We start from the raw sequence: 20,204 nt of genomic DNA, 5'->3' as shown, positions 1-20,204 counted from the left end.
GCTGGAGCGGGGAAGCGGAGAAGCGGGGCGGATGGCCGCAGGGCCTACTCCGAGATGTCGGCCCCGGTGGCCGACTCCGTGTCGCGCACCTGCTCCTCGTTGAGCCCGCGCCGCCAGTAGCCGACGAACGTCACGCGCTTGCGGTCGAAGCCCCGCTCCTGGACGAGATGGCGGCGCAGCGACCGCACCCCGGAGGCCTCGCCCGCGATCCAGGCGTACGGCGTGCCCTCGGGCAGCTCGGCGGCGCGCACGGCCTCCACGCCGGAGACGGCCTCCTCGCTCCGTACGAGCCAGGTGATCCGGGCCTTCGCCGCGGTGTTCAGGGCCTGCCGGTCCTCGGTGCACGGGACCTCCAGCCAGACCCGGGCGGGCATGTCGGCGGGCAGCCACTCCAGGATGGCGGCGGCAGCGGGCAGGGCGGTCTCGTCGGCATGGATCAGGACCCAGTCGGTGCCCGCCGGCGGCCGGAAGCGTACGGAGGTGTTGTCCGCGACGGCGGGCCCCAGCGCCTTCAGCCGGTCCCCGGCCGCGGCGGTCAGCGCCCAGCGGGAGGCGGGCCCGCCCTCACCGTGCAGCGCGAAGTCGATGTCCACCTCGGTGGAACCGTCGAGCAGCGCCCGCTGGGCCCGCACGGTGTACGAGCGCATCACCGCGCGTACGTCCTCGGGCAGCGCCCGCCACTTCGGGTACCAGGCCCCGTTCTCCCCCTCCGGGACCACGGCCTCGCGTCGGCCGGGTCGCGGCAGGAAGAGTGACAGGCTCTGGTCGCGCCCCCCGGCCCGGAAGCCCTCGGCCCCCGGGCCGCCGAGAGTGATCCGGAGGATGGAGGGCCCCAGCCGCCTGGTCCGCAGGACGGTCAGGTCGAAGAACCGGAACGGGGCGACGTCGGGGGTGGTCGCAGTCGTCGTCAGCGTCAACGGGAGCTCCTCCGGGGCGGGCCGGAGCCGCGGGCGGACGGGCCCGGCTTCCGGCTAAGGCAGTCCGAAGGAAGGTTAGCCTAACCTTGCCGGATGGTGGGGGTGTCTGGGCGGGGATGTGATCCGGCGGCGTGCCTCACGCACATCAGGACGGCAGACCCAACTCCCGTGCGATCAGCATCCGCTGCACCTCGCTCGTCCCCTCACCGATCTCCAGAATCTTCGAGTCGCGCCACATCCGCGCCACCGGGTACTCGTTCATGAAGCCGTAGCCGCCGTGGATCTGCGTCGCCTCGCGGGCGTTGTCCACCGCGACCGTCGAGGAGTACAGCTTCGCGATCGCAGCTTCCTTCTTGAACGGCTCGCCCGCCACCAGGCGCGAGGCCGCGTCGCGCCAGCCGATGCGGGCCATGTGGGCCCGCATCTCCATGTCGGCGATCTTGAACTGGATGGCCTGGTTGGCGCCGATCGGCCTGCCGAAGGCGTGGCGCTCGGCCGCGTACTTCACGGACTCGTCCACACAGCCCTGCGCCAGGCCCGTCGCCAGGGCGGAGATCGCGATGCGGCCCTCGTCCAGGATGCGCAGGAACTGGGCGTAGCCACGGCCCGGTTCGCCCAGGAGGTTCGCCGCCGGGACGCGGACGTCGGAGAAGGACAGTTCGCGGGTGTCCGAGGCGTTCCAGCCGACCTTGGAGTAGGGGGCGGCGACCGTGAAGCCGGGGGTGCCCGAGGGGACGATGATCGCGGAGATCAGGGGGCGGCCGTCCTCCTTGCGGCCCGTCACCGCGGTGACCGTGACCAACTCGGTGATGTCCGTACCGGAGTTGGTGATGAAGCACTTCGATCCGTTGATCACCCACTCGTCTCTTGCCTCGTCCAGCACCGCCGTCGTGCGCGTGCCGCCCGCGTCCGAGCCGCCGTCCGGTTCCGTCAGGCCGAACGCGCCCAGCGCCTCGCCCGCGCAGAGCTTCGGCAGCCAGCGACGTTTCTGCTCCTCCGTGCCGAAGAGGTGGAGCGGCATCGCGCCCAGCGAGACCCCGGCCTCCAGGGTGATCGCCACCGAGGAGTCGACCCGGGCCAGCTCCTCCAGGGCGATCCCGAGCGCCAGATAGTCGCCGCCCATACCGCCGTACTCCTCCGGGAACGGCAGCCCGAACAGGCCCATCCGGCCCATCTCGCGCACGATCTCGTACGGGAACTCATGGCGTTCGTAGAAGTCGCCGATCTTCGGCGCGACCACGTCGTGCGCGAACTCCTCGACCGTGCGGCGCAGTTCCTCGTGCTCGGCGGTCAGCCGGTGGTCCAGGGACATGGGTAACTCACTCCTTGTGGGAGGCGGGAGAAGAGGAAGGGGCTGGGGAGCTTGCGGCCAGGGCACGGACCGTGCGGGACGGGCTCGGTCGGCCCAGGTGTTCGGCCAGCCAGACGCTGGTGGCGGTCAAGGCGTCCAAGTCGACGCCCGTCTCGATGCCCAGGCCGTCGAGCATCCACACGAGGTCCTCGGTGGCGAGATTGCCCGTGGCGCTCTTCGCGTACGGGCAGCCGCCCAGGCCGCCCGCCGATGCGTCGACCGTGCTCACCCCGTGCTGGAGCGCCGCCAGCGTGTTGGACAGCGCCTGGCCGTACGTGTCGTGGAAGTGCACGCCGATGGAGGGTGTCGCCACGCCCGACTCGTTCAGCGCTGTCAGCAGCGCCGTCACGTGGCCCGGCGTCGCCACCCCGATCGTGTCGCCCAGCGACAGCTCGTCGCAGCCCAGGTCCATCAGCGCCTTCGCGACCCCGACCACCTGCGCCACCGGCACCGCGCCCTCCCACGGGTCGCCGAAGCACATGGAGAGGTATCCGCGGACATGCGCCTTCTCCGCCTTCGCCCGGGCCACCACCGGCTCGAACATCGCCAGCGACTCGTCGACCGTGCGGTTCAGGTTGCGGGCCGCGAACGTCTCCGTCGCCGAGCCGAACACCGCGATCGACCGGGCCCCGAGCGCCAGCGCCCGGTCCAGTCCGCGTTCGTTCGGCACGAGGACCGGGAGGGAGACGTCACCCACGTCCGCGATCTCGCCGATGAGGGGGAACAGGGCTTCCGCGTCCGCCAGTTGGGGCGCCCACTTCGGGTGTACGAAGCTCGTCGCCTCGATGGTGGTCAGGCCCGCCACGGCCAGACGGCGGATGAACTCCGCCTTCACCTCCGTCGGGACCGTCTCCTTCTCGTTCTGGAGGCCGTCCCGCGCGCCCACCTCGTGGATCTGGACCCGGGCGGGCAGGCCGGGGGCCGGGACCTTCATGGGCAGTGCTCGCTGTGTCGTCATGCGTCCTCCTGACCGGCGGCGGGGGCCACGACCGCCAGGACCTGGTCCATCGCCACCGTCGCGCCCGCCGTCACGTCCAGCTCGGTGACGGTGCCCGCGTGCGGGGCCGAGATCACGTGCTCCATCTTCATCGCCTCCACCACGAGGAGGCTCTGTCCCGCCTCGACCCGGTCCCCGACGGCCACCTTCACCACCGTGACCGTGCCCGGCATCGGCGCCGCCAGCGTGTCCGCCCCGCTCCGGCCCGCCCCGCTCAGGGACGCCTCCACCGGGTCGTGGTCCTGGACGTGCCAGGTGTCGCCGTCCCGGCCCAGCCAGTCGCCGGAGCGGTGGAAGTGGACGACCGCGCCGTCCCGTTCGACCGTCACGCGGTCCGGTGCCACCACAGCTCCCGACGGAGCCTCGTACGTCACCGGGTCCGCGCCCGAGACGCGCAGCGGGAACCTCAGCGGGGCCCGCACACCCCCCGTCCGCCATCCGCTCGGTACCGAGAACGGGTCCGTCCAGCCCCCCGCGTCCGGCCGGGGCTCCAGTGCGTCCCGGCGGACCGCGGCCGCCGCCGCGTACACCTCGTGCGGCACTCCGTCCGGCACCAGGCCCTCCGCCTCGCGCTCCACCAACCCCGTGTCCAGGTCGCCCGCGATCACGTCCGGGTGGGCCAGCAGGCGGCGCAGGAAGCCCGCGTTGGTCGGAACGCCCAGGATGACCGTGTCCGCCAGGGCCGCCCGCAGCCTGCGGATGGCCGTGGCGCGGTCGGGGCCGTACGCGATGACCTTCGACAGCATCGGGTCGTACAGGCTGCCCACCGGCACGCCCTCGCTGAGCCCCGAGTCCGTCCGGACCCCGCCGCCCTGCGGCTCGCGCAGCGCCAGCACCGTACCGCCGGAAGGCAGGAAGCCGCGGGAGGGGTCCTCGGCGCAGACGCGGGCCTCGATCGCCCAGCCGTTCAGGCGGATGTCCTCTTGTGCGTACGGCAGTCGCTCACCCGCCGCCACTCGCAGCTGCCACTCCACCAGGTCCAGGCCCGTGATCAGCTCGGTGACCGGGTGCTCGACCTGGAGGCGGGTGTTCATCTCCATGAAGTAGTACGAGGACGGGTCGTCGCCCGGCACGATGAACTCCACCGTGCCCGCGCCCGCGTAGCCGCACGAGCGGGCCGCCTGCACGGCGGCCTCGCCCATAGCGGCCCGGGTCTCCCCGTTCAGCAGGACCGAGGGGGCCTCCTCGATGATCTTCTGGTGGCGGCGCTGGAGGGAGCACTCGCGCTCGCCCAGGTGGATCACGTGGCCCCGGCCGTCGGCCAGGACCTGGATCTCGATGTGGCGGGGGCGGTCGATCCACCGCTCGACGAGGAGCGTGTCGTCGCCGAACGAGGCCCGTGCCTCGCGCCTGGCCGCCGCGATCTCCTCCGCCAGCACCGCCGCGTCGCGGACCAGGCGCATGCCCTTGCCGCCGCCGCCCGCCGAGGGCTTCAGGAGGACCGGCGTACCGATCTCCCTTGCGGCCTCCTCCAGTTCGGCGTCCGTCAGGCCGCTCCCGGAGGAGCCGGGGACCACCGGGACTCCGGCCGCCGCGACCGTCTCCTTGGCCCGGATCTTGTCGCCCATGAGCGAGATCGCGGGGGCGGGCGGGCCGATGAAGACCAGTCCCGCGTCCGTGCAGGCCTGCGCGAACTCCGCGTTCTCCGCGAGGAAGCCGTATCCGGGGTGGACGGCCTGCGCGCCCGTGCGGTGGGCGGCCTCCAGCAGCGCGGTCACGTTCAGATAGCTCTCCGACGCGGGCGGCGGGCCGATCCGTACCGCCGTGTCCGCCTCCCGTACATGCCGGGCGTCCGCGTCCGCGTCGCTGAAGACCGCGACCGAGCGCACCCCCAGCTCCCGCAGGGTCCGGATCACCCGGACGGCGATCTCGCCGCGGTTGGCGACGAGCACGGTGTCGAACATCGTCATCTGTTCCTCACATCCGGAAGACGCCGAAGCCGGGCCCGGCCGGGTCCTTCTGGGGCAGCGGGGCATTGGCGCAGGCGGTCAGGGCGAGGCCGAGGACCTGCCGGGTGTCCACGGGGTCGATCACGCCGTCGTCCCAGAGCCGGGCGGTGGCGTAGTAGGCGTTGCCCTGGGTCTCGTACTGGGCGCGGATCGGGGCCTTGAACGCTTCTTCGTCCCCGGCGCTCCAGTCGTCGCCCAACTGGTCGCGCTTGACGGTGGCCAGGACCGACGCGGCCTGCTCGCCGCCCATCACCGAGATCTTGGCGTTCGGCCACATCCACAGGAAGCGGGGGCTGTAGGCCCGGCCGCACATGGAGTAGTTGCCCGCCCCGTACGAACCGCCGACCACGACCGTCAGCTTCGGCACGCGGGTGCAGGCGACGGCCGTGACCATCTTCGCGCCGTGCTTGGCGATGCCGCCCGCCTCGTAGTCGCGGCCGACCATGAAGCCGGAGATGTTCTGGAGGAAGACGAGCGGGATGCCGCGCTGGTCGCACAGCTCGATGAAGTGCGCGCCCTTCTGGGCCGACTCGGCGAACAGGATGCCGTTGTTCGCGACGATGCCCACGGGGTGGCCGTGGATGCGGGCGAAGCCGGTGATCAGCGTCGTGCCGTACTCCGCCTTGAACTCCTGGAAGCGCGAGCCGTCCACCACCCGGGCGATGACCTCGCGCACGTCGTACGGCGTCCGGGAGTCCACCGGGACCGCGCCGTACAGACCCGCCGGGTCCACCTTCGGCTCCTCGGCCGGCTCGACCGACCAGGGGAGCGGGGCGCGGTCCGGGAGCGTGGCCACGATGTTGCGGACGATGCGCAGGGCGTGCGCGTCGTCCTCCGCGAGGTGGTCGGTCACACCGGAGATCCGGGAGTGGACCTCGCCGCCGCCCAGCTCCTCCGCCGTGACGACCTCGCCGGTCGCGGCCTTCACCAGCGGCGGGCCGCCGAGGAAGATCGTGCCCTGGTTGCGGACGATGACGGCCTCGTCGCTCATCGCCGGTACGTAGGCCCCGCCCGCCGTGCAGGAGCCCAGCACCGCCGCGATCTGCGGGATGCCCGCCCCCGACATCCGGGCCTGGTTGTAGAAGATCCGCCCGAAGTGGTCCCGGTCGGGGAAGACCTCGTCCTGCATCGGGAGGAACGCGCCGCCCGAGTCGACCAGGTAGAGGCAGGGGAGACGATTCTCCAGGGCCACTTCCTGGGCGCGCAGGTGCTTCTTCACGGTCATCGGGTAGTACGTGCCGCCCTTGACGGTCGCGTCATTGGCGACGATCACGCACTCGCGGCCGGAGACCCTCCCGATGCCCGCGATGACGCCTGCGGCCGGGGCCTGGTCCCCGTACATCCCGTTCGCCGCCAGCGGGGCCAGCTCCAGGAACGGGGAGCCCGGGTCGAGGAGGGTGTCCACCCGGTCCCGGGGGAGCAGCTTGCCGCGCGCCTCGTGGCGGGCCCGCGCCTTCTCACCCCCGCCCAGCCGTGCCGTGGCGAGGCGCCCCGCCAGCTCGTCGGAGAGCGCGTGATGCGCCGCCTCGTTGGCCTGCCAGGCCTCCGAGGCGGGATCGGCCGCGCTCGCCAGGACCGGTGCCTGCTGCATCGTGTCGAGCCCCCTTGCCCGTACCGCGATAGTTAGCCGTTGACGATGGTCGGCTGTTAATGAGCGTTAACGCGTTTCCCTCAGGTTAACGACCGCTAACGACCCTGTCTAGAATGAATCCTCATGAGCACCCATGCCGCCGCCCGCGTCGCGGCCCCCACCCGCCGCGAGCAGATCCTCCGGGAGGCCGCCCGCCTCTTCGCCGAGCGCGGCTTCCACGGTGTCGGCGTCGACGAGATAGGCGCCGCCGTCGGGATCAGCGGCCCCGGCCTCTACCGGCACTTCCCCGGCAAGGACGCGATGCTCGCCGAGCTGCTGGTCGGCATCAGCGAACGCCTGCTGGAGGGCGGACTGCTGCGGGTCACGGAGGACGCCGCGGGCGGCGACGGCTCCCCGGAGGCCCTGCTGGACGCGCTCATCGAGGGCCACATCGACTTCGCCCTCGACGACCGCCCCCTCATCACCCTCCACGACCGCGAGCTGGACCGGCTGCGCGACACGGACCGCAAGCGGGTGCGCCGGCTCCAGCGCGAGTACGTGGAGGTCTGGGTCGGCGTCGTCCGCGCCCTCTACCCGTCGCTGGCCGAGAACCATGCCCGGGTCACCGTGCACGCCGTCTTCGGCCTGCTGAACTCCACCCCGCACCTGGCCCGGCCCGAGGCCCGACCGGGCCGCGAGGCCACCGCCGCGCTGCTGCACCGGCTGGCGCGAGGCGCGTTCGCGGCTGCCGCGGAACCCTCCTGAGCAGGAGCTCCATCACCTGGGCGGCCCTGGGCAACCCGGGAAGGGCTCTTCGCGTCTGTCCGATCAGGACGAAGAGGAACGGGGAGCCTGACCATGGCCGTCTTGCTGGGCGAAGAGATCATGCTGCTGTCGCTGGACGACACGACCGGCGCGGCGAAGGGAGAGACCGCGGCGCGCTGGGGTGTGGCCGCGGGCATGCTCCTGGAGCTGGTCATGGCGGGCCGCGTCACGGTCAAGGGCGGCCGCGTCGAGGTCTTCGACCCGTCCCCGACCGGGGACCCGCTCCTGGACGGGCGGCTCGACCGGCTGGCGCGCTGGGTCCACGGGACCTCCAGCAGCCGCAAGGTGGTCGCCTGGCTCACCCGGGACCACGCCAAGGGCTCCCAGGACGTCGTGGACAGCCTCGTCGCCCGCGGCCTGGTGGTCGAGGAGAAGCACCGGGTGCTCGGTGTCTTCCCGGTCCGCCGCTACCCGGAGGCCGACGGCTCGGTCGAACGCGAGCTGCGCGCCCGGCTGGCCGCCGTCGTGCTGCACGGGGCCGAGCCGGACGCCCGCACCAGCGCGCTGATCGCCCTGCTGCACGCCACGGGCATGCACCCGCAGACGTTCCCCGGTCTGCCGAAGAAGCAGGTGGCCCCGCGCATGGCGGAGATCGCCGACGGCCACTGGGCGGGCGTGAGCGTACGGGAGGCGATCCGCGACCTCCAGGCGGCGATCAGCACCGTCACCGTCGTGACCGTGCTCTCCGCGGTGCCCTGAGCCGCTGCCGTAGCCGCTGCCTGAAGCGCCGCCGCCACCACTGCTGTCGCCTCTGCCGCGACCTCCGACAGAGAACCGCCCGGCCGCCCCGGTCCTGACCAGAAGGGGGCGGCCTTCGCCGGCACCACCAGCCAGGGGGACCGCGTGTCACAGCGCAGGGAAACGATCGAGCACGACACCCGGTCCGCCGGGCCCCGGACCGCCAGGCCGCCGCGCCGGATCGTGGAGGTCGACGCGCTGCGCGGCTTCGCGCTTTGCGGGATCTTCCTCGCCAACGTCCTCGTGATGGCGGGCCTCGACGGGCAGCGCGGCGGCGGACCGCACACCAGCGGCGTGGACCAGGTCGCCCACTGGCTGGTCACGATGTTCGTGCAGACCAAGTTCTACCTGCTGTTCTCGTTCCTCTTCGGCTACAGCTTCACCCTCCAGACCGCCTCGGCCGAACGCGACGGCGCCGCCTTCGCTCCCAGGATGCTGCGCCGCCTGGGAGCGCTGTTCGTCCTCGGGGTCCTGCACGCCGTGCTGCTCTACCCCGGCGACATCCTGACCACGTACGCCGTACTCGGCCTGATCCTGTTCGCCGCCCGCTCCGCCGACCCGGGCAGGATGTGGCGCGCCGCGCTGTGGGTGTACGGGGTCGTCGCCGGGCTCTATCTGCTTCTGGGGGCCGCCGTCGCCCTGGTGGACACCGGCGACGAGGACACCGCGCTCGCCGCGGAGGCCGCCGAGCTGGCCGCCGCCTACCGGGGCGGTGCGGGCGAGGTGGTGCGGGCCAACATCGGCGCGCTGCCGGACGTCCTGGCCGGGCTGTTCATGATGGGCGGCATGGTCGTCGCCGCGTTCCTGGCCGGGTTCGTGGCGGGGAAGCGGGGACTGCTGACCGCCGTCCGGGACCGCGCCGACTGGCTGCGCCGCACCCTGGTCCTGGGTCTCGCCGCCGGGCTGCCCGGCGGCGCTCTGATGGCGGCGGGCACGGTGGGGCCGCTCGACGCCCGCTGGGAGATCCCGCTGTTCCTCGTCGGCATGCTCACCGCGCCCGCGCTCAGTGCCGCGTACGCGAGCGGGCTGCTCCTGTGGTTCACCACCCCACGCGGCGCGCGCTTCGCGGCCCGCCTCGCCCCGGCGGGCCGCATGGCGCTCACCAACTACCTGGCGCAGTCGCTGGTGATGGCGCTCGTCTTCACCGGCTACGGGGCCGCGCTGCACGGCCGGGTCGGCGCGGCCGCCGCCATGGCCGGGGCCCTCCTCTTCTACGGATGCCAACTCGCCGCCTCCGCCCGGCTGATGAGCCGCCACCGGCTCGGCCCGGTCGAAACGCTGCTGCGCGCGGTGACGTTGTGGAGAAGGCCGTCCGGCACCGCGAGCTGATCAGTCGCTCCGTCCGGCCGGCGGCAGTGCGCCGGAGTCCGTCAGCAGTCGTTCCAGGCGCGGGGTCAGCACGACGGCCGCCACGTTCGTCAGGTGCGCGTCGTCCCGGTAGAGCAGGATTCGCTCCCGTACCGCCGGGCAGGAGGGGCCGTCTCCCGGGCACAGCACCGGGTTCACGCCGATCGACCGTACGCCCGGTACCGCGCCCGCCGCGATCCGGCGTGCCAGCGGGTCCGGCGGGACGGCGTCCGCGCGGCTGAACGCGCAGGCCGCGGGGTCGGCCACGCTGCCGGAGACGCATGCCGGGACGTCCGTGCCGGGGACGGGGGTTCCCTCGATGTGGACGATCGGCGCCCCGGTCGCCCGCAGCCGCTTCAGGGTCTTCTCCCAGGCGGAGGCGAGGAGCTCGTCATCGTCCGTGTAGTGGTTGAGCGAGGCGATCACGATGAGCCGGGGCTTCGGGCCGTTCCGCAGCCGGTCCAGGGTGTCGGCCCGCCAGGTGTCGCACTCCCGGTAGGCGCGCCCCAACTGTGGGCTTTTCACCGTCAGTTCCGGCAGGGGGCAGCCTTGCTTCACCAGCTCCTGGAGCGCCCAGCCGCGCTGCGAGGCGATCGCGAGCATCGGGGAGAACCACTGCCCGGCGTGCGAGTCGCCGAGCAGCACGATCCGGTCCGGGCTGTCGGCCGCGCCGAACAGGCACTCCGGGCTGCGCGTCACCGCCGGGGCGACCTGGCAGGACCCGTCCGGCGGGAAGTCCTTGCGCGCCTGGGCGGGGCCCGGGACCAGCGGCCCGCCCGCGAGCGGGGCGCCGTCGGGCCGGGCCAGCAGGGAGGGGCCGGACGCCGCGCCCGGCGGGAGGCCCCTCGGGTCGACCGGCGTGGTCGGGCCCATCAGATGCAGCGTCGTCGTGCCGACCACCAGCGCGAGCACCACCGGCAGGACGATCGCGGAGATCCCCACCGACAGTCCCCGGCGCGGCAGTTCGGAGACCGTGCGGCTGCGGCGCAGCGGCTGTTCCACCCAGCGCAGGGTGGCGAGGGCGGGCAGTGCGGCCGCCAGCGTCAGCGCCGTCCTCGCGGGCCAGTCGAGCGGGCCGAGGCGCGCCTCGGCCAGAACGAGCACCGGCCAGTGCCACAGATAGAGGGTGTAGGAGAGCCGCCCGATCGCGCGGGGAGCCCGCATCGCCAGAAACCTGCCCACCCCGTAGGCGCCTTGGACCTCACGCTCGCCCCGCCCCGGTATCGCGGCGAGGACGACGGCGGCCGTGCCCAGGGTCGGGACGAGCGCCGCCCAACCGGGGTACGGGGTCGAGGCGTCGTACGACACGACGCACCAGACGATCGCGGCGGCCCCCGCCCACCCGCACACCAGCCGCAGCGGCCGCGGTCCGCGCAGCAGGTGCCACGGCAGCAGCGCCAGCAGCGCGCCGACGGCGAACTGCCAGATCCGGGAGGGCGTTCCCAGGTACGCGAGGGAGACCGATTCCCCCGTCCAGTGCAGGGACAGGGCGAACGAGGCGACGGCCACCGCCGCCGTCACGAGCGCCACGACCGCGCGCACGGCCCGGCCCCGGCGGACCGCGCGGGCGGTGACCAGGACGATGACGGCCAGTAGCGGGGCCCAGAACAGATAGAACTGCTCCTCGACCGCGAGCGACCAGAAGTGCAGCAGCGGACTCTGGTCGTGCCCGGTGGCCAGGTAGTCCGTCTGCTGGGCCACGAAACGCCAGTTGGCGACGGAGAGCGCCGCCGCGAGGACGTCGTGCTCCAGGTCGGTGCGGAGCAGCGGTACGGTCAGCCAGGCCCCGGCCACCGCCACCGCCGCGAGCACCACGGCGGCGGAGGGCAGCAGCCGCCGGGCCCGGCGGGAGAAGAAGTCCCCGAGCCGGATGCGCCCGGTGGTGATCGCCTCCCGGACCAGGAGCCCGGTGATCAGATAGCCGGAGATGACGAAGAAGACGTCCACGCCGACGAAGCCGCCCGCCGTGCCGGGGATCTGGGCGTGGAAGGCGAGCACCGCGAGGACGGCGACCGCGCGCAGCCCCTCGATGTCGGGCCGGAACGCGGACCGGTGCGGGCTGGGGCCCGACTCGGCGCCCCCGGGGGAGGGCGGTGCCGCGGGTGGGTGAGTGGACCGCTTCCGGTGCGGGCCGGGAGCGAGGGGAAGGGAGGGCATGGTGACAGGGCCTTTCAACTTGACCACGGAAGCATCGGGTTGACCCACCCCGAGGCGATCAGACCGGTGAGCAGGAGGACCGCGGACGCGGCGAGGGACTCGGGCCAGCGGCGGGGCAGCACGCCCGTCCGGGTCCGCGGCCGTGGCCGTGCGGCGAGCGGCTCCGGCGCCTTCGCGGGCGGGCGCAGCTCGGTCAGCAGGTCGCGGATCAGGGGGACGTTGATCTGCAACTGGACCAGGACGTAGAGGCCGAGCCCCCAGGTGGGCTCCCAGCCGTTACGGGCCACGGCCAGCGCGAGGCCCGCCGACGCGGCCCCGTTGGACAGCACCAGCCAGACCAGTGAGACGCCCACCACCCGCCGGGCCATCGAGCCCGAACTCCGCGTCGTACGGGCCCCGGTGGGTACCCAGGCGGCGCTGCGGCCGCGCAGGGTGTGCCAGAACGCGGTCGCGGCGGCCACGCTGGTGAGGACGCCCGCCCGGATCACCTCCACCCGCCACCGGGTGCGGCTGATCCGGGGCAGCAGCACGTGCCACAGCCACAGCGGGGCGAGCAGCGGCAGCACGTGCCAGGGCCGGATGTGGTCCGGGTACCAGAACATCATCACCAGCGGCGGCAGCGGCGCGGCGAAGGTGTTCACGGCCGTGGTCAGATAGCCGAGGACACCCTCGTAGAAGCAGAGCCGCATCCGCCAGGGTGCGCGCATCCGCTTCAGGACCGGGGCGCCGAGCAGGTGCAGATTGCCCATCGCCCACCGGTACTGCTGGTTGACGAACGAGGTGACCGTGTCGGGCGAGGTGCCCTTGGCGACGAGGACGGGCACGTACTGGGTGCGGAACCCCCGCTCGTGCAGGGCCAGTCCGGTGTACAGGTCCTCGCTGTGGTCGAGCCGGGCGAAGCCGCCCGCGAGGTCGATCGCGCTCCGCCGGTAGACGGCGTTGCTGCCGCAGCAGATCGCGGCGTCGCTGGCGTCCCGGGAGGGCTGGATCCAGCGGAAGAACCACTCCTGCGCGGATCCGGCGGCGCGCTGGATCCAGTCCATGCCCGCGTCGGTGTCGAAGCACTGCGGGCTCTGCACGATGCCGACGGCGGGGTCCGCGAGATACGGGACCAGATGCCGCAGGAAGTCCGGCCGGGGTGCGAAGTCCGCGTCCAGGATCGCGATGAACTCGGCGCCCGACAGGGTGAGCGCGTGGTTGAGGTTCCCCGCCTTCTTCAGACGCCCCCGGTCGGGGCGTACGACGTAGCGGTAGCCGTGCTCGGCCGCCAGGGCCGCCACCTCGCCCCGGTCCGCGTCGTCCAGCACCCAGACGGTCAGCGCGCCGGGCCAGTCGAGGGCGGCGACCGCGCGGTAGGCGTTGGCGAGGACCGGGAGCGGTTCGCCGCAGGTCGGCAGGTAGAGGTCGACGGTCGGCAGCCGGGCGGGTCGCCAGGCGCGGACCAGCACCTCGTGGGAGGCCCGGGTCAGCCGCCGCTGACGCAGGCTGTTCACGGAGGAGAGCAGCAGGGCCACGACGTTGAGCCCGAGGACCGCGAGGAACGCCCACAGGGCCGGGGTCCGCAGCGCGAAGGTGAACATCGTCGCCGCCGTGAACACGAAGGCCAGGGAGCTGCTCACCAGGACCCAGCGGCGCTGCGGCCCGAAGTACCAGTACAGCTCTTCGTCGGACGGTGGTTGCGGAAGGTGATGCACGGTCATGAAGCCCCCCACGGCTACGAATGTGCCCGTTTCGGCGCGCTTGGCCCCGGCATGGCTGATCGGCGTACCTGGTCCCGGAGCGCCTGGTCCCGGCGTGCCTGATTCCGCTGGCACCCTAGCGCCATAGGTATAGACCACTTGTGCAAAAGTGCCGCGATGAGCGGAATGAGACAGGGGATCGACGAGGATTGGCGCAACTCGATTGGTCCAGACCTCTGGTCCAGACCTCTTGGTGATCCCATTCGAGCCCGGCGCCCGCCCGCCGGAGGGAGGAGCAGGTCACGCCACGGTGAACAGTCCCGAAAGACTTAGCGCGGCGGTCCACGGACCTCGCGGGGCGGTCCACGGACTTCGCGTGGGGCGGTCCACCGGGCAAGACACCCGGCACAGCCCGCACACCGGACGGCACAATGGGTCCATGCCGATACCCAGCCGTGCCGCCCTCGTCGACCACCTCGTCCGTTCGCGTATCGCGGGAGACGTCGCCACACCCCGCGACAACAACCTCTCCCACTACCGCAAGCTCGCCAACGGCGACCGTCACTACTGGCTGGGCCTGGAGCTGGGGGACCGGTGGAGCGACGAGCAGGACGTGCTGGCCGTGATGGCCGAGCGCTGCGGGGTGAACGACGACCCCGCGCACCGGCAGGGCCAGGACACCATCGACCCCGAGCTGACGGTCGACGCCCTGGAGCGGATGGCCGCCCGGCTGCGCAAGGCCGCCGCCGGGCGCGAGCGGGTCCTGTTCGCCACCGGCCACCCGGGCGGCCTGCTGGACGTGCACCGGCAGACGGCGGACGCCCTGCGCAGGGCCGGCTGCGAGATCGTCCGGATTCCCTCGGGGCTGACCGCGGACGAGGGCATGGTCTTCCAGTTCGCCGACGTCGCGATGCTGGAACGCGGGGCGACGCTCTGGCACACCCACTCCCCGGCCCCGATGGCCGCCATCCTGGACGCCATGGCCCAGCTGGGCCGCCCGCTGCCCGACCTGGTCGTCGCGGACCACGGCTGGGCGGGATGCGCGGGACAGCGGGGGCTGGACGCGATCGGTTACGCGGACTGCAACGACCCGGCCCTGTTCCTCGGGGAGGCGGAGGGCACCCTTCAGGTCACGGTCCCGCTGGACGACCACGTGACCGACCCGCGCTTCTACGACCCGATGACGGACTACCTGCTGCACGCGGCGGGGCTGCTGGAGGCGGAGCCCGAGGGGACCGGGCCCGAGGAGGCCGAGCTTGCGGGGGCGGTCGCGGAGGGGTCCGCCGTATAGAGGCCGTGGAGGCGGAGTGGGTGAAGGCACGTGCGTGAACGCGGCGGGCTTGAGCGATGAGTTTCCGGCCCGGCGGGTGTCTCCCCTGATGAGCGGCCGCCTCTGCGGGAGGCGGTCGGCCAGGACGAAGGGCCAGGGCCATGAAGTTCAGTACGACGATGTTCCAGACCGGGAACAACACGGGTATCGAGGTGCCGGAGGACGTGGTCGAGGCCCTCGGCGCGGGAAAGCGCCCGCCGGTGAACGTGACCGTGAACGGGTTCTCGTACCGCTCGACGATCGCCCCGATGGGCGGCCGGTACCTGATCCCGTTCAGCGCCGACAAGCGCAAGGAGACCGGCATCGGCGGCGGGCAGGCCATCGAGGTGGAACTGACCCTCGACACCGCGCCCCGCACGGTGGAGCCGCCCGAGGACCTCGCGGCGGCGCTCGCGGCCGTGCCGGGGGCCGCGGAGGCGTTCCGCGCCCTGTCGCCCAGCCGTCAGAAGGCGCACGTGACGTCGATCGAGGGAGCGAAGGCGGTCGCGACGCGCGAGCGGCGCATCGCGAAGGCGGTCGCGGAGCTGACGCCGTAAGACGGGTCAGGGCGTGTCAGGGTGTATCAGGCACGTCAGGGCGTATCGGCATTTCAGAAAGCGTCAGTTCCGTCGGCGGGCCCACACCCCGTAAGACGGGTCAGAGGCCGGGGCGCCGCCGCTGCGAGCGTCCCGGTGTCGGGTCCAGATAGACCCGCCGGACCGACGGGAACCGCTCCCGCAACTGGTCCTCCGCCTCGTCGCAGGCCCACTCGACCTCCTCCGCAGTGGCCATGTCCCGGAAGTCGATCTTCGCGGCGATCAGGATCTCGCTCGGCCCCTGGATCAGCGTGGTCAGCTCCAGTACGTCCACGATGTGCGGCACCGAAAGCAGCTCCTCGCGCACCGCGGACCGCATCGCGGCGGGCAGCGGCCGCCCGATGAGCAGCTGCGCGTTGGACCGGCCGAGCACCCAGGCCACGTACACGAGCAGCAGGCCGATCAGACAGGACGCGATCGCGTCCCAGACCCCCGAACCCGTCAGCTGCCCGCCGAGCAGCCCGCCCGCCGCCAGCAGGAGCCCGACCAGGGCCGCCGAGTCCTCCATCACGACGGCCTTCACGGCGGTGTCGGGGGTGTGGCGCAGGTAGTACGCGTCCGGGACCCGCAGCCGTGACGCCTCGCGCCGCACCTGCTTGACGCCGGTCCGCAGCGAGTAGCCCTCCAGCAGGAACGCGACGCCGAGGACGATGTAGGAGACGAGCGGATCGCCCAGCTCCTCGCCCGCGATCAGCGTGTGCACCCCGTGGTAGACGGAGAAGACGGCCCCGCCGACGAAGGTGGCGATGGAGGCGAGCAGCGCCCAGATGTAGCGCTCGGGGCCGTGGCCGAGGGGGTGGGCCTCGTCGGCCGGCTTCCCGCTCCGCTTCAGCGCGGTGAGGAGCATGACCTCGGTGACGGTGTCCGCGACCGAGTGGGCGGCCTCGGAGAGCATCGCGCTGGAGCCGCTGACCAGCCCGGCGACGGCTTTCGCCACGGCGATGCCGAGGTTGGCGACGGCCGCCACGACCACCGTGAACGTGGACTCCCCGCCATCAGCTGCGCTCTCCGCCGCCGCGTCGCTCATGGAGTCGCTCGTGGAGTCGCTCATGGAGGGGAGTATGTCCGAAATGGACCTTCAGATGGTGCTCATCCCCGGGGCACGCGGAACCCGGACGACACCCTCCTGGATGACGGTGATCGCCAGGCGTCCGTCGGCTGTGTAGATACGGGCCTGGCCCAGTCCCCGCCCACCGGAGGCCGACGGCGACTCCTGGTCGTAGAGCAGCCACTCGTCGGCCCGGAACGGCCGGTGGAACCACATGGCGTGGTCCAGGCTCGCCCCCACCACGTCCCCGACCGCCCAGCCGCCCCGCCCGTGGGCGAGCAGCACCGAGTCGAGCAGGGTCATGTCGGAGACATAGGTGGCCATGCAGACGTGCAGCAGGGGGTCGTCGGCCAGCTTGCCGTTCGTCCGGAACCACACCTGCGAACGCGGCTCGCGCGCCTCGCCCACCGTGCCGAACGGCGGCGCGTCCACGTACCGCAGGTCCACCGCGTCCCGCGCCTCGATCAGCCGGTCCACCATCCCCGGATCACTGAAGCGGTCCGCGTACCGGGGCAGCATCTCGGCGGCCGTGGGCAGGGTCTCCGGATCGGGCGAGGGCGGCATGTCCGCCTGGTGCTCCATGCCGTCCTCGTACGTCTGGAAGGACGCGGAGAGGTGGAAGATGGGCTGCCCGTGCTGGACGGCGACGACCCGGCGGGTGGTGAAGGACTTCCCGTCGCGGATGCGGTCGACGCTGTAGACGATCGGCGCGCCCGGGTCGCCCGCCCGCAGGAAGTACGCGTGCAGGGAGTGGGCCGCCCGCTCGGCCGGGACGGTACGGCCCGCGGCGACCAGCGCCTGGGCCGCGACCTGCCCGCCGAACACCCGGGGCACGACCGCGCTGCGGCTCATGCCCCGGAAGATGTCCCGCTCGATCTGCTCCAGGTCGAGCAGATCGAGCAGGGAATCGAGTGCTGCGCTCATGAAGGGAACGTGGTCCTTACGGAAACGTGGTCCTCACCGAACCGGGCTGCTGAACTGTGCACAGCCCCATCGGCAGTGTTCACAGCGCCATCGGCGGTGTTTCAGAGCCCCATCGACTTGGCGATGATCGACTTCATGACCTCGCTGGTGCCGCCGTAGATGCGGTTGACGCGGTTGTCCGCGTACAGGCGGGCGATCGGGTACTCGTTCATGAAGCCGTAGCCGCCGTGCAGCTGGAGGCAGCGGTCGATGACGCGGTGGGCGACCTCGGTGCAGAACAGCTTGGCGGACGCGGCCTCCGCCGCCGTCAGCTCACCGGCGTCCAGGGCCTCCAGCGCGCGGTCGGCGACGGCCTGGGCGGCGTCCACCTCGGCCTGGCAGGCGGCCAGCTCGAACTTGGTGTTCTGGAACGAGGCGACGGTCTTGCCGAAGACCGTGCGCTCCTGCACGTACTCCTTGGCGAACCGGACGGCGGCCGCGGCCTGGGCGTACGCGCCGAAGGCGATGCCCCAGCGCTCGGAGGCCAGGTTGGTGCCGAGGTAGCCGAAGCCCTTGTTCTCCTCACCGAGGAGGTCCTCGGCCGGGACCTTGACGTCGACGAACGCCAGCTCGGCGGTGTCGGAGGTCTTCAGACCGAGCTTGTCGAGCTTGCGGCCGACCGAGTAGCCCGCGGACTTGGTGTCGACGGCGAAGAGGGAGATACCGAAGCGGCGGTCGTCCTCGCGCGGGGCGGCGGTACGGGCGCAGACGATCACGCGGTCGGCGTGCACACCGCCGGTGATGAAGGTCTTGGCGCCGTTGAGGACGTAGTGCGTGCCGTCCTCGGAAAGCTTGGCGGTGGTCTTCATGCCCGCGACGTCGGAACCGGTGCCCGGCTCGGTCATCGCGAGGGCCCACATCTCCTCGCCGGTCGCGAACTTCGGCAGCCAGCGCTTCTTCTGCTCGTCGGAGGCGAGCATCTTCACGTAGGGCAGGCCGAGCAGCGTGTGGACGCCGGAGCCGCCGAAGGTGACACCCGCGCGTGCGGTCTCCTCGTAGATGACGGCCTCGTACTTGTGCGAGTCGATGCCCGCGCCGCCGTACTCCTCGTCGACCTCGATGCCGAAGATGCCCAGCTCACCGAGCTTGAGGTAGAAGTCGCGCGGCACCTGACCGGCGGCGAACCACTCGTCGTAGACCGGCACGACCTCGGCCGCGATGAAGGCGCGGATGGTCTCCCGGAACGCCTCGTGGTCCTCGTTGAATACCGTACGGCGCACGGGATGCCTCCTAGGTCGGCAGTCGGTTGATACAGGTCGTACGTGGCTAAGCGCTTGCTCAGACTCCCTTCGAAGTTACCCGCCAGTCGGGTGTGCTGTCCAGGGTGATGCTCGGCACGCGGAGACGGGCGGGTCCGGCGTCAGGGCCCGATTGTCAGTCCTGTGGGGGAGTATCGGAACAACGCCGTCGGACGTATCGGGGGACCACCATGACGATCACGAACGAGCAGCTGGCGGGGCACGCGTTCCTGGCCCTGCTGTACGAGGACGACTATTTCCCGGACCACCTCCTGGACAAGGGCGCGGCGGTGTTGCGGGCCTTGTGCGAGCGGATCGAGGCCGAGGAGCCCACGGACCTCACCGCCCTGTACGCGCTGACGGCGGTGGCGACCGAGGCCTTCAACGACCTGGAGGCCGAGTTCGAGGCGGCGGGCAGCGAGATCGAGACCGTCGCACGCGAGGAGATAGGCGAGGCCTTCTGGACCATCGCGACGGCGTACGGCTTCACGGACGCGGACCCGGAGGAACTGATCGCCGAGCGCGAGTGGTGACCCGTTTCTGGATGACGGGCCGGGCGTCGGCGACCGTGGGAGGGTGAGGGAGTGAGGCTGGAGGATCTGGCCCGGCTGCGTCGGGCCCGTGACCGCATGGACCGCGAGTACGCCGAACCGCTCGACGTCCCCTCGCTGGCCCGCGCCGCCCTGATGTCGCCCGGCCACTTCTCCCGCAGCTTCCGTGCCGCCTTCGGCGAGACCCCGTACAGCTATCTCATGACCCGCCGCATCGAGCGGGCCAAAGCGCTGCTGCGCCGGGGCGACCTGTCGGTCACGGAGGTCTGCTTCGCCGTCGGCTGTACGTCGCTGGGCTCGTTCAGCTCCCGCTTCACCGAGCTGGTGGGGGAGACCCCGAGCGCCTACCGGGCCCGCCCCCACGACGCCGGGGAGACCATCCCGGCGTGCGTCGCCAAGATGCTCACGCGACCGGTCAGGAATGGAGAAGCAAATCCCTCACCCCGCCCTTAGCGTGAAACGCATGGACATCAACCTCTCGCAGTGTTTCATCGCCGTCGACGACCACGACAAGGCGCTCGCCTTCTACCGCGACGCCCTGGGAATGGAAGTGCGCAACGACGTCGGATTCGAAGGCATGCGCTGGGTGACCGTCGGGTCCCCCGCTCAGCCGGACGTGGAGATCGTCCTCGAACCCCCGCTCGCCGACCCGAACGCCCCGGCAGCCGACCGGCAGACCATGGCCGAGCTGCTCGCCAAGGGCATGCTGCGCGGTGTGATCCTCTCCGCCGAGGACGTGGACGCCGCCTTCGAGCAGGTCCGGGCCGCGGGTGGCGAGGTGCTCCAGGAGCCGATCGACCAGCCGTACGGCGTTCGGGACTGTGCCTTCCGCGACCCTTCCGGCAACATGCTGCGCATCACCCAGTCCAGCAAGAAGTAACACCCGCCCGATGAGGGCCGGGGCCCCGCCGGGCCCCGGCCCCCGTGCACCAGCAGGCTCCACGCCCCAGTTACGGAGAAACGACGAGC

Annotated in this window: 18 protein-coding genes; 8 read left to right on the top strand and 10 right to left on the bottom strand. The window is 72.1% G+C overall.

The window, feature by feature from the left end; translation table 11 throughout:
• Positions 1-44: 44 nt before the first annotated feature.
• The 5 genes from RI138_RS10240 to RI138_RS10220 form a co-directional block, all read right to left on the bottom strand.
• Positions 45-911 (bottom strand): siderophore-interacting protein, encoded by an 867-nt coding sequence (locus RI138_RS10240; RefSeq protein WP_311122839.1) that lies wholly within the window; start codon positions 909-911, stop codon positions 45-47.
• Between the two features lie 151 nt (positions 912-1,062).
• Positions 1,063-2,229, bottom strand: coding sequence for an acyl-CoA dehydrogenase family protein (locus tag RI138_RS10235; protein ID WP_311119657.1), 1,167 nt, complete (start codon positions 2,227-2,229; stop codon positions 1,063-1,065).
• A gap of 7 nt (positions 2,230-2,236) precedes the next feature.
• Complete coding sequence (locus RI138_RS10230) at positions 2,237-3,202, bottom strand: hydroxymethylglutaryl-CoA lyase (protein WP_398864236.1); 966 nt, start codon at positions 3,200-3,202, stop codon at positions 2,237-2,239.
• A 20-nt stretch (positions 3,203-3,222) separates the two neighbouring features.
• Positions 3,223-5,175 (bottom strand): acetyl/propionyl/methylcrotonyl-CoA carboxylase subunit alpha, encoded by a 1,953-nt coding sequence (locus RI138_RS10225; protein ID WP_311119655.1) that lies wholly within the window; start codon positions 5,173-5,175, stop codon positions 3,223-3,225.
• 7 nt (positions 5,176-5,182) lie between these two features.
• A complete protein-coding gene (locus RI138_RS10220; protein ID WP_311119654.1) occupies positions 5,183-6,805 on the bottom strand; it encodes a carboxyl transferase domain-containing protein in 1,623 nt (540 codons plus the stop codon).
• Positions 6,806-6,928: 123 nt separating this feature from the next.
• Between RI138_RS10220 and RI138_RS10215 the strand changes: the two genes are divergently transcribed.
• From RI138_RS10215 to RI138_RS10205, 3 genes are all read left to right on the top strand, one after another.
• Positions 6,929-7,549, top strand: a complete 621-nt coding sequence (locus RI138_RS10215; RefSeq protein ID WP_096625624.1) for an SACE_7040 family transcriptional regulator — start codon at positions 6,929-6,931, stop codon at positions 7,547-7,549.
• 93 nt (positions 7,550-7,642) lie between these two features.
• Positions 7,643-8,308: a GOLPH3/VPS74 family protein gene (locus tag RI138_RS10210; RefSeq protein ID WP_311119653.1), complete on the top strand. Its 666-nt coding sequence runs from the start codon at positions 7,643-7,645 to the stop codon at positions 8,306-8,308.
• Positions 8,309-8,452: 144 nt separating this feature from the next.
• Complete coding sequence (locus RI138_RS10205) at positions 8,453-9,676, top strand: DUF418 domain-containing protein (protein ID WP_311119652.1); 1,224 nt, start codon at positions 8,453-8,455, stop codon at positions 9,674-9,676.
• On the opposite strand, the gene RI138_RS10200 is transcribed toward RI138_RS10205, so the two are convergent.
• The gene (locus RI138_RS10200) at positions 9,677-11,851 is read right to left on the bottom strand and encodes an acyltransferase family protein (RefSeq protein ID WP_311119651.1); all 2,175 of its coding nucleotides are present in this window, start codon (positions 11,849-11,851) and stop codon (positions 9,677-9,679) included.
• A 14-nt stretch (positions 11,852-11,865) separates the two neighbouring features.
• Positions 11,866-13,551: a glycosyltransferase family 2 protein gene (locus RI138_RS10195; protein WP_311119650.1), complete on the bottom strand. Its 1,686-nt coding sequence runs from the start codon at positions 13,549-13,551 to the stop codon at positions 11,866-11,868.
• Positions 13,552-13,969: 418 nt separating this feature from the next.
• Between RI138_RS10195 and RI138_RS10190 the strand changes: the two genes are divergently transcribed.
• On the top strand, positions 13,970-14,821 hold the full coding sequence (locus RI138_RS10190) for a phosphatase (RefSeq protein WP_311119649.1): 852 nt from the start codon (positions 13,970-13,972) through the stop codon (positions 14,819-14,821).
• Between the two features lie 140 nt (positions 14,822-14,961).
• Entirely contained in the window at positions 14,962-15,396 is a 435-nt protein-coding gene (locus RI138_RS10185; protein ID WP_311119648.1) for a YdeI/OmpD-associated family protein, read from the top strand.
• Positions 15,397-15,496: 100 nt separating this feature from the next.
• Here the strand turns inward: RI138_RS10185 and RI138_RS10180 are convergent, their stop codons facing one another.
• The 3 genes from RI138_RS10180 to RI138_RS10170 all read right to left on the bottom strand — a co-directional run bounded on the left by RI138_RS10180 (position 15,497) and on the right by RI138_RS10170 (position 18,666).
• The gene (locus RI138_RS10180) at positions 15,497-16,462 is read right to left on the bottom strand and encodes a cation diffusion facilitator family transporter (protein WP_311122838.1); all 966 of its coding nucleotides are present in this window, start codon (positions 16,460-16,462) and stop codon (positions 15,497-15,499) included.
• A 51-nt stretch (positions 16,463-16,513) separates the two neighbouring features.
• Positions 16,514-17,407 carry an acyl-CoA thioesterase gene (locus RI138_RS10175; protein WP_096625638.1) on the bottom strand — a complete coding sequence of 298 codons (894 nt, stop codon included), beginning with the start codon at positions 17,405-17,407 and terminating at the stop codon, positions 16,514-16,516.
• 101 nt (positions 17,408-17,508) lie between these two features.
• Positions 17,509-18,666, bottom strand: coding sequence for an acyl-CoA dehydrogenase family protein (locus RI138_RS10170; protein WP_096625640.1), 1,158 nt, complete (start codon positions 18,664-18,666; stop codon positions 17,509-17,511).
• A gap of 209 nt (positions 18,667-18,875) precedes the next feature.
• Here RI138_RS10170 and RI138_RS10165 point away from each other — a divergent pair, with 209 nt between their 5' ends.
• From RI138_RS10165 to RI138_RS10155, 3 genes are read left to right on the top strand one after another with little or no spacing between them, the layout of a single operon-like run.
• Positions 18,876-19,217: a DUF5713 family protein gene (locus tag RI138_RS10165; protein ID WP_311119647.1), complete on the top strand. Its 342-nt coding sequence runs from the start codon at positions 18,876-18,878 to the stop codon at positions 19,215-19,217.
• Between the two features lie 51 nt (positions 19,218-19,268).
• Positions 19,269-19,688 carry a helix-turn-helix transcriptional regulator gene (locus RI138_RS10160; RefSeq protein ID WP_311119646.1) on the top strand — a complete coding sequence of 140 codons (420 nt, stop codon included), beginning with the start codon at positions 19,269-19,271 and terminating at the stop codon, positions 19,686-19,688.
• A gap of 10 nt (positions 19,689-19,698) precedes the next feature.
• Entirely contained in the window at positions 19,699-20,115 is a 417-nt protein-coding gene (locus tag RI138_RS10155; RefSeq protein WP_096625736.1) for a VOC family protein, read from the top strand.
• Positions 20,116-20,204 lie beyond the last annotated feature (89 nt).

Origin of the sequence: Streptomyces durocortorensis (assembly GCF_031760065.1) — a bacterium.
GTDB lineage: Bacteria > Actinomycetota > Actinomycetes > Streptomycetales > Streptomycetaceae > Streptomyces.
This window is presented reverse-complemented; position numbering and strand designations above follow the sequence as displayed.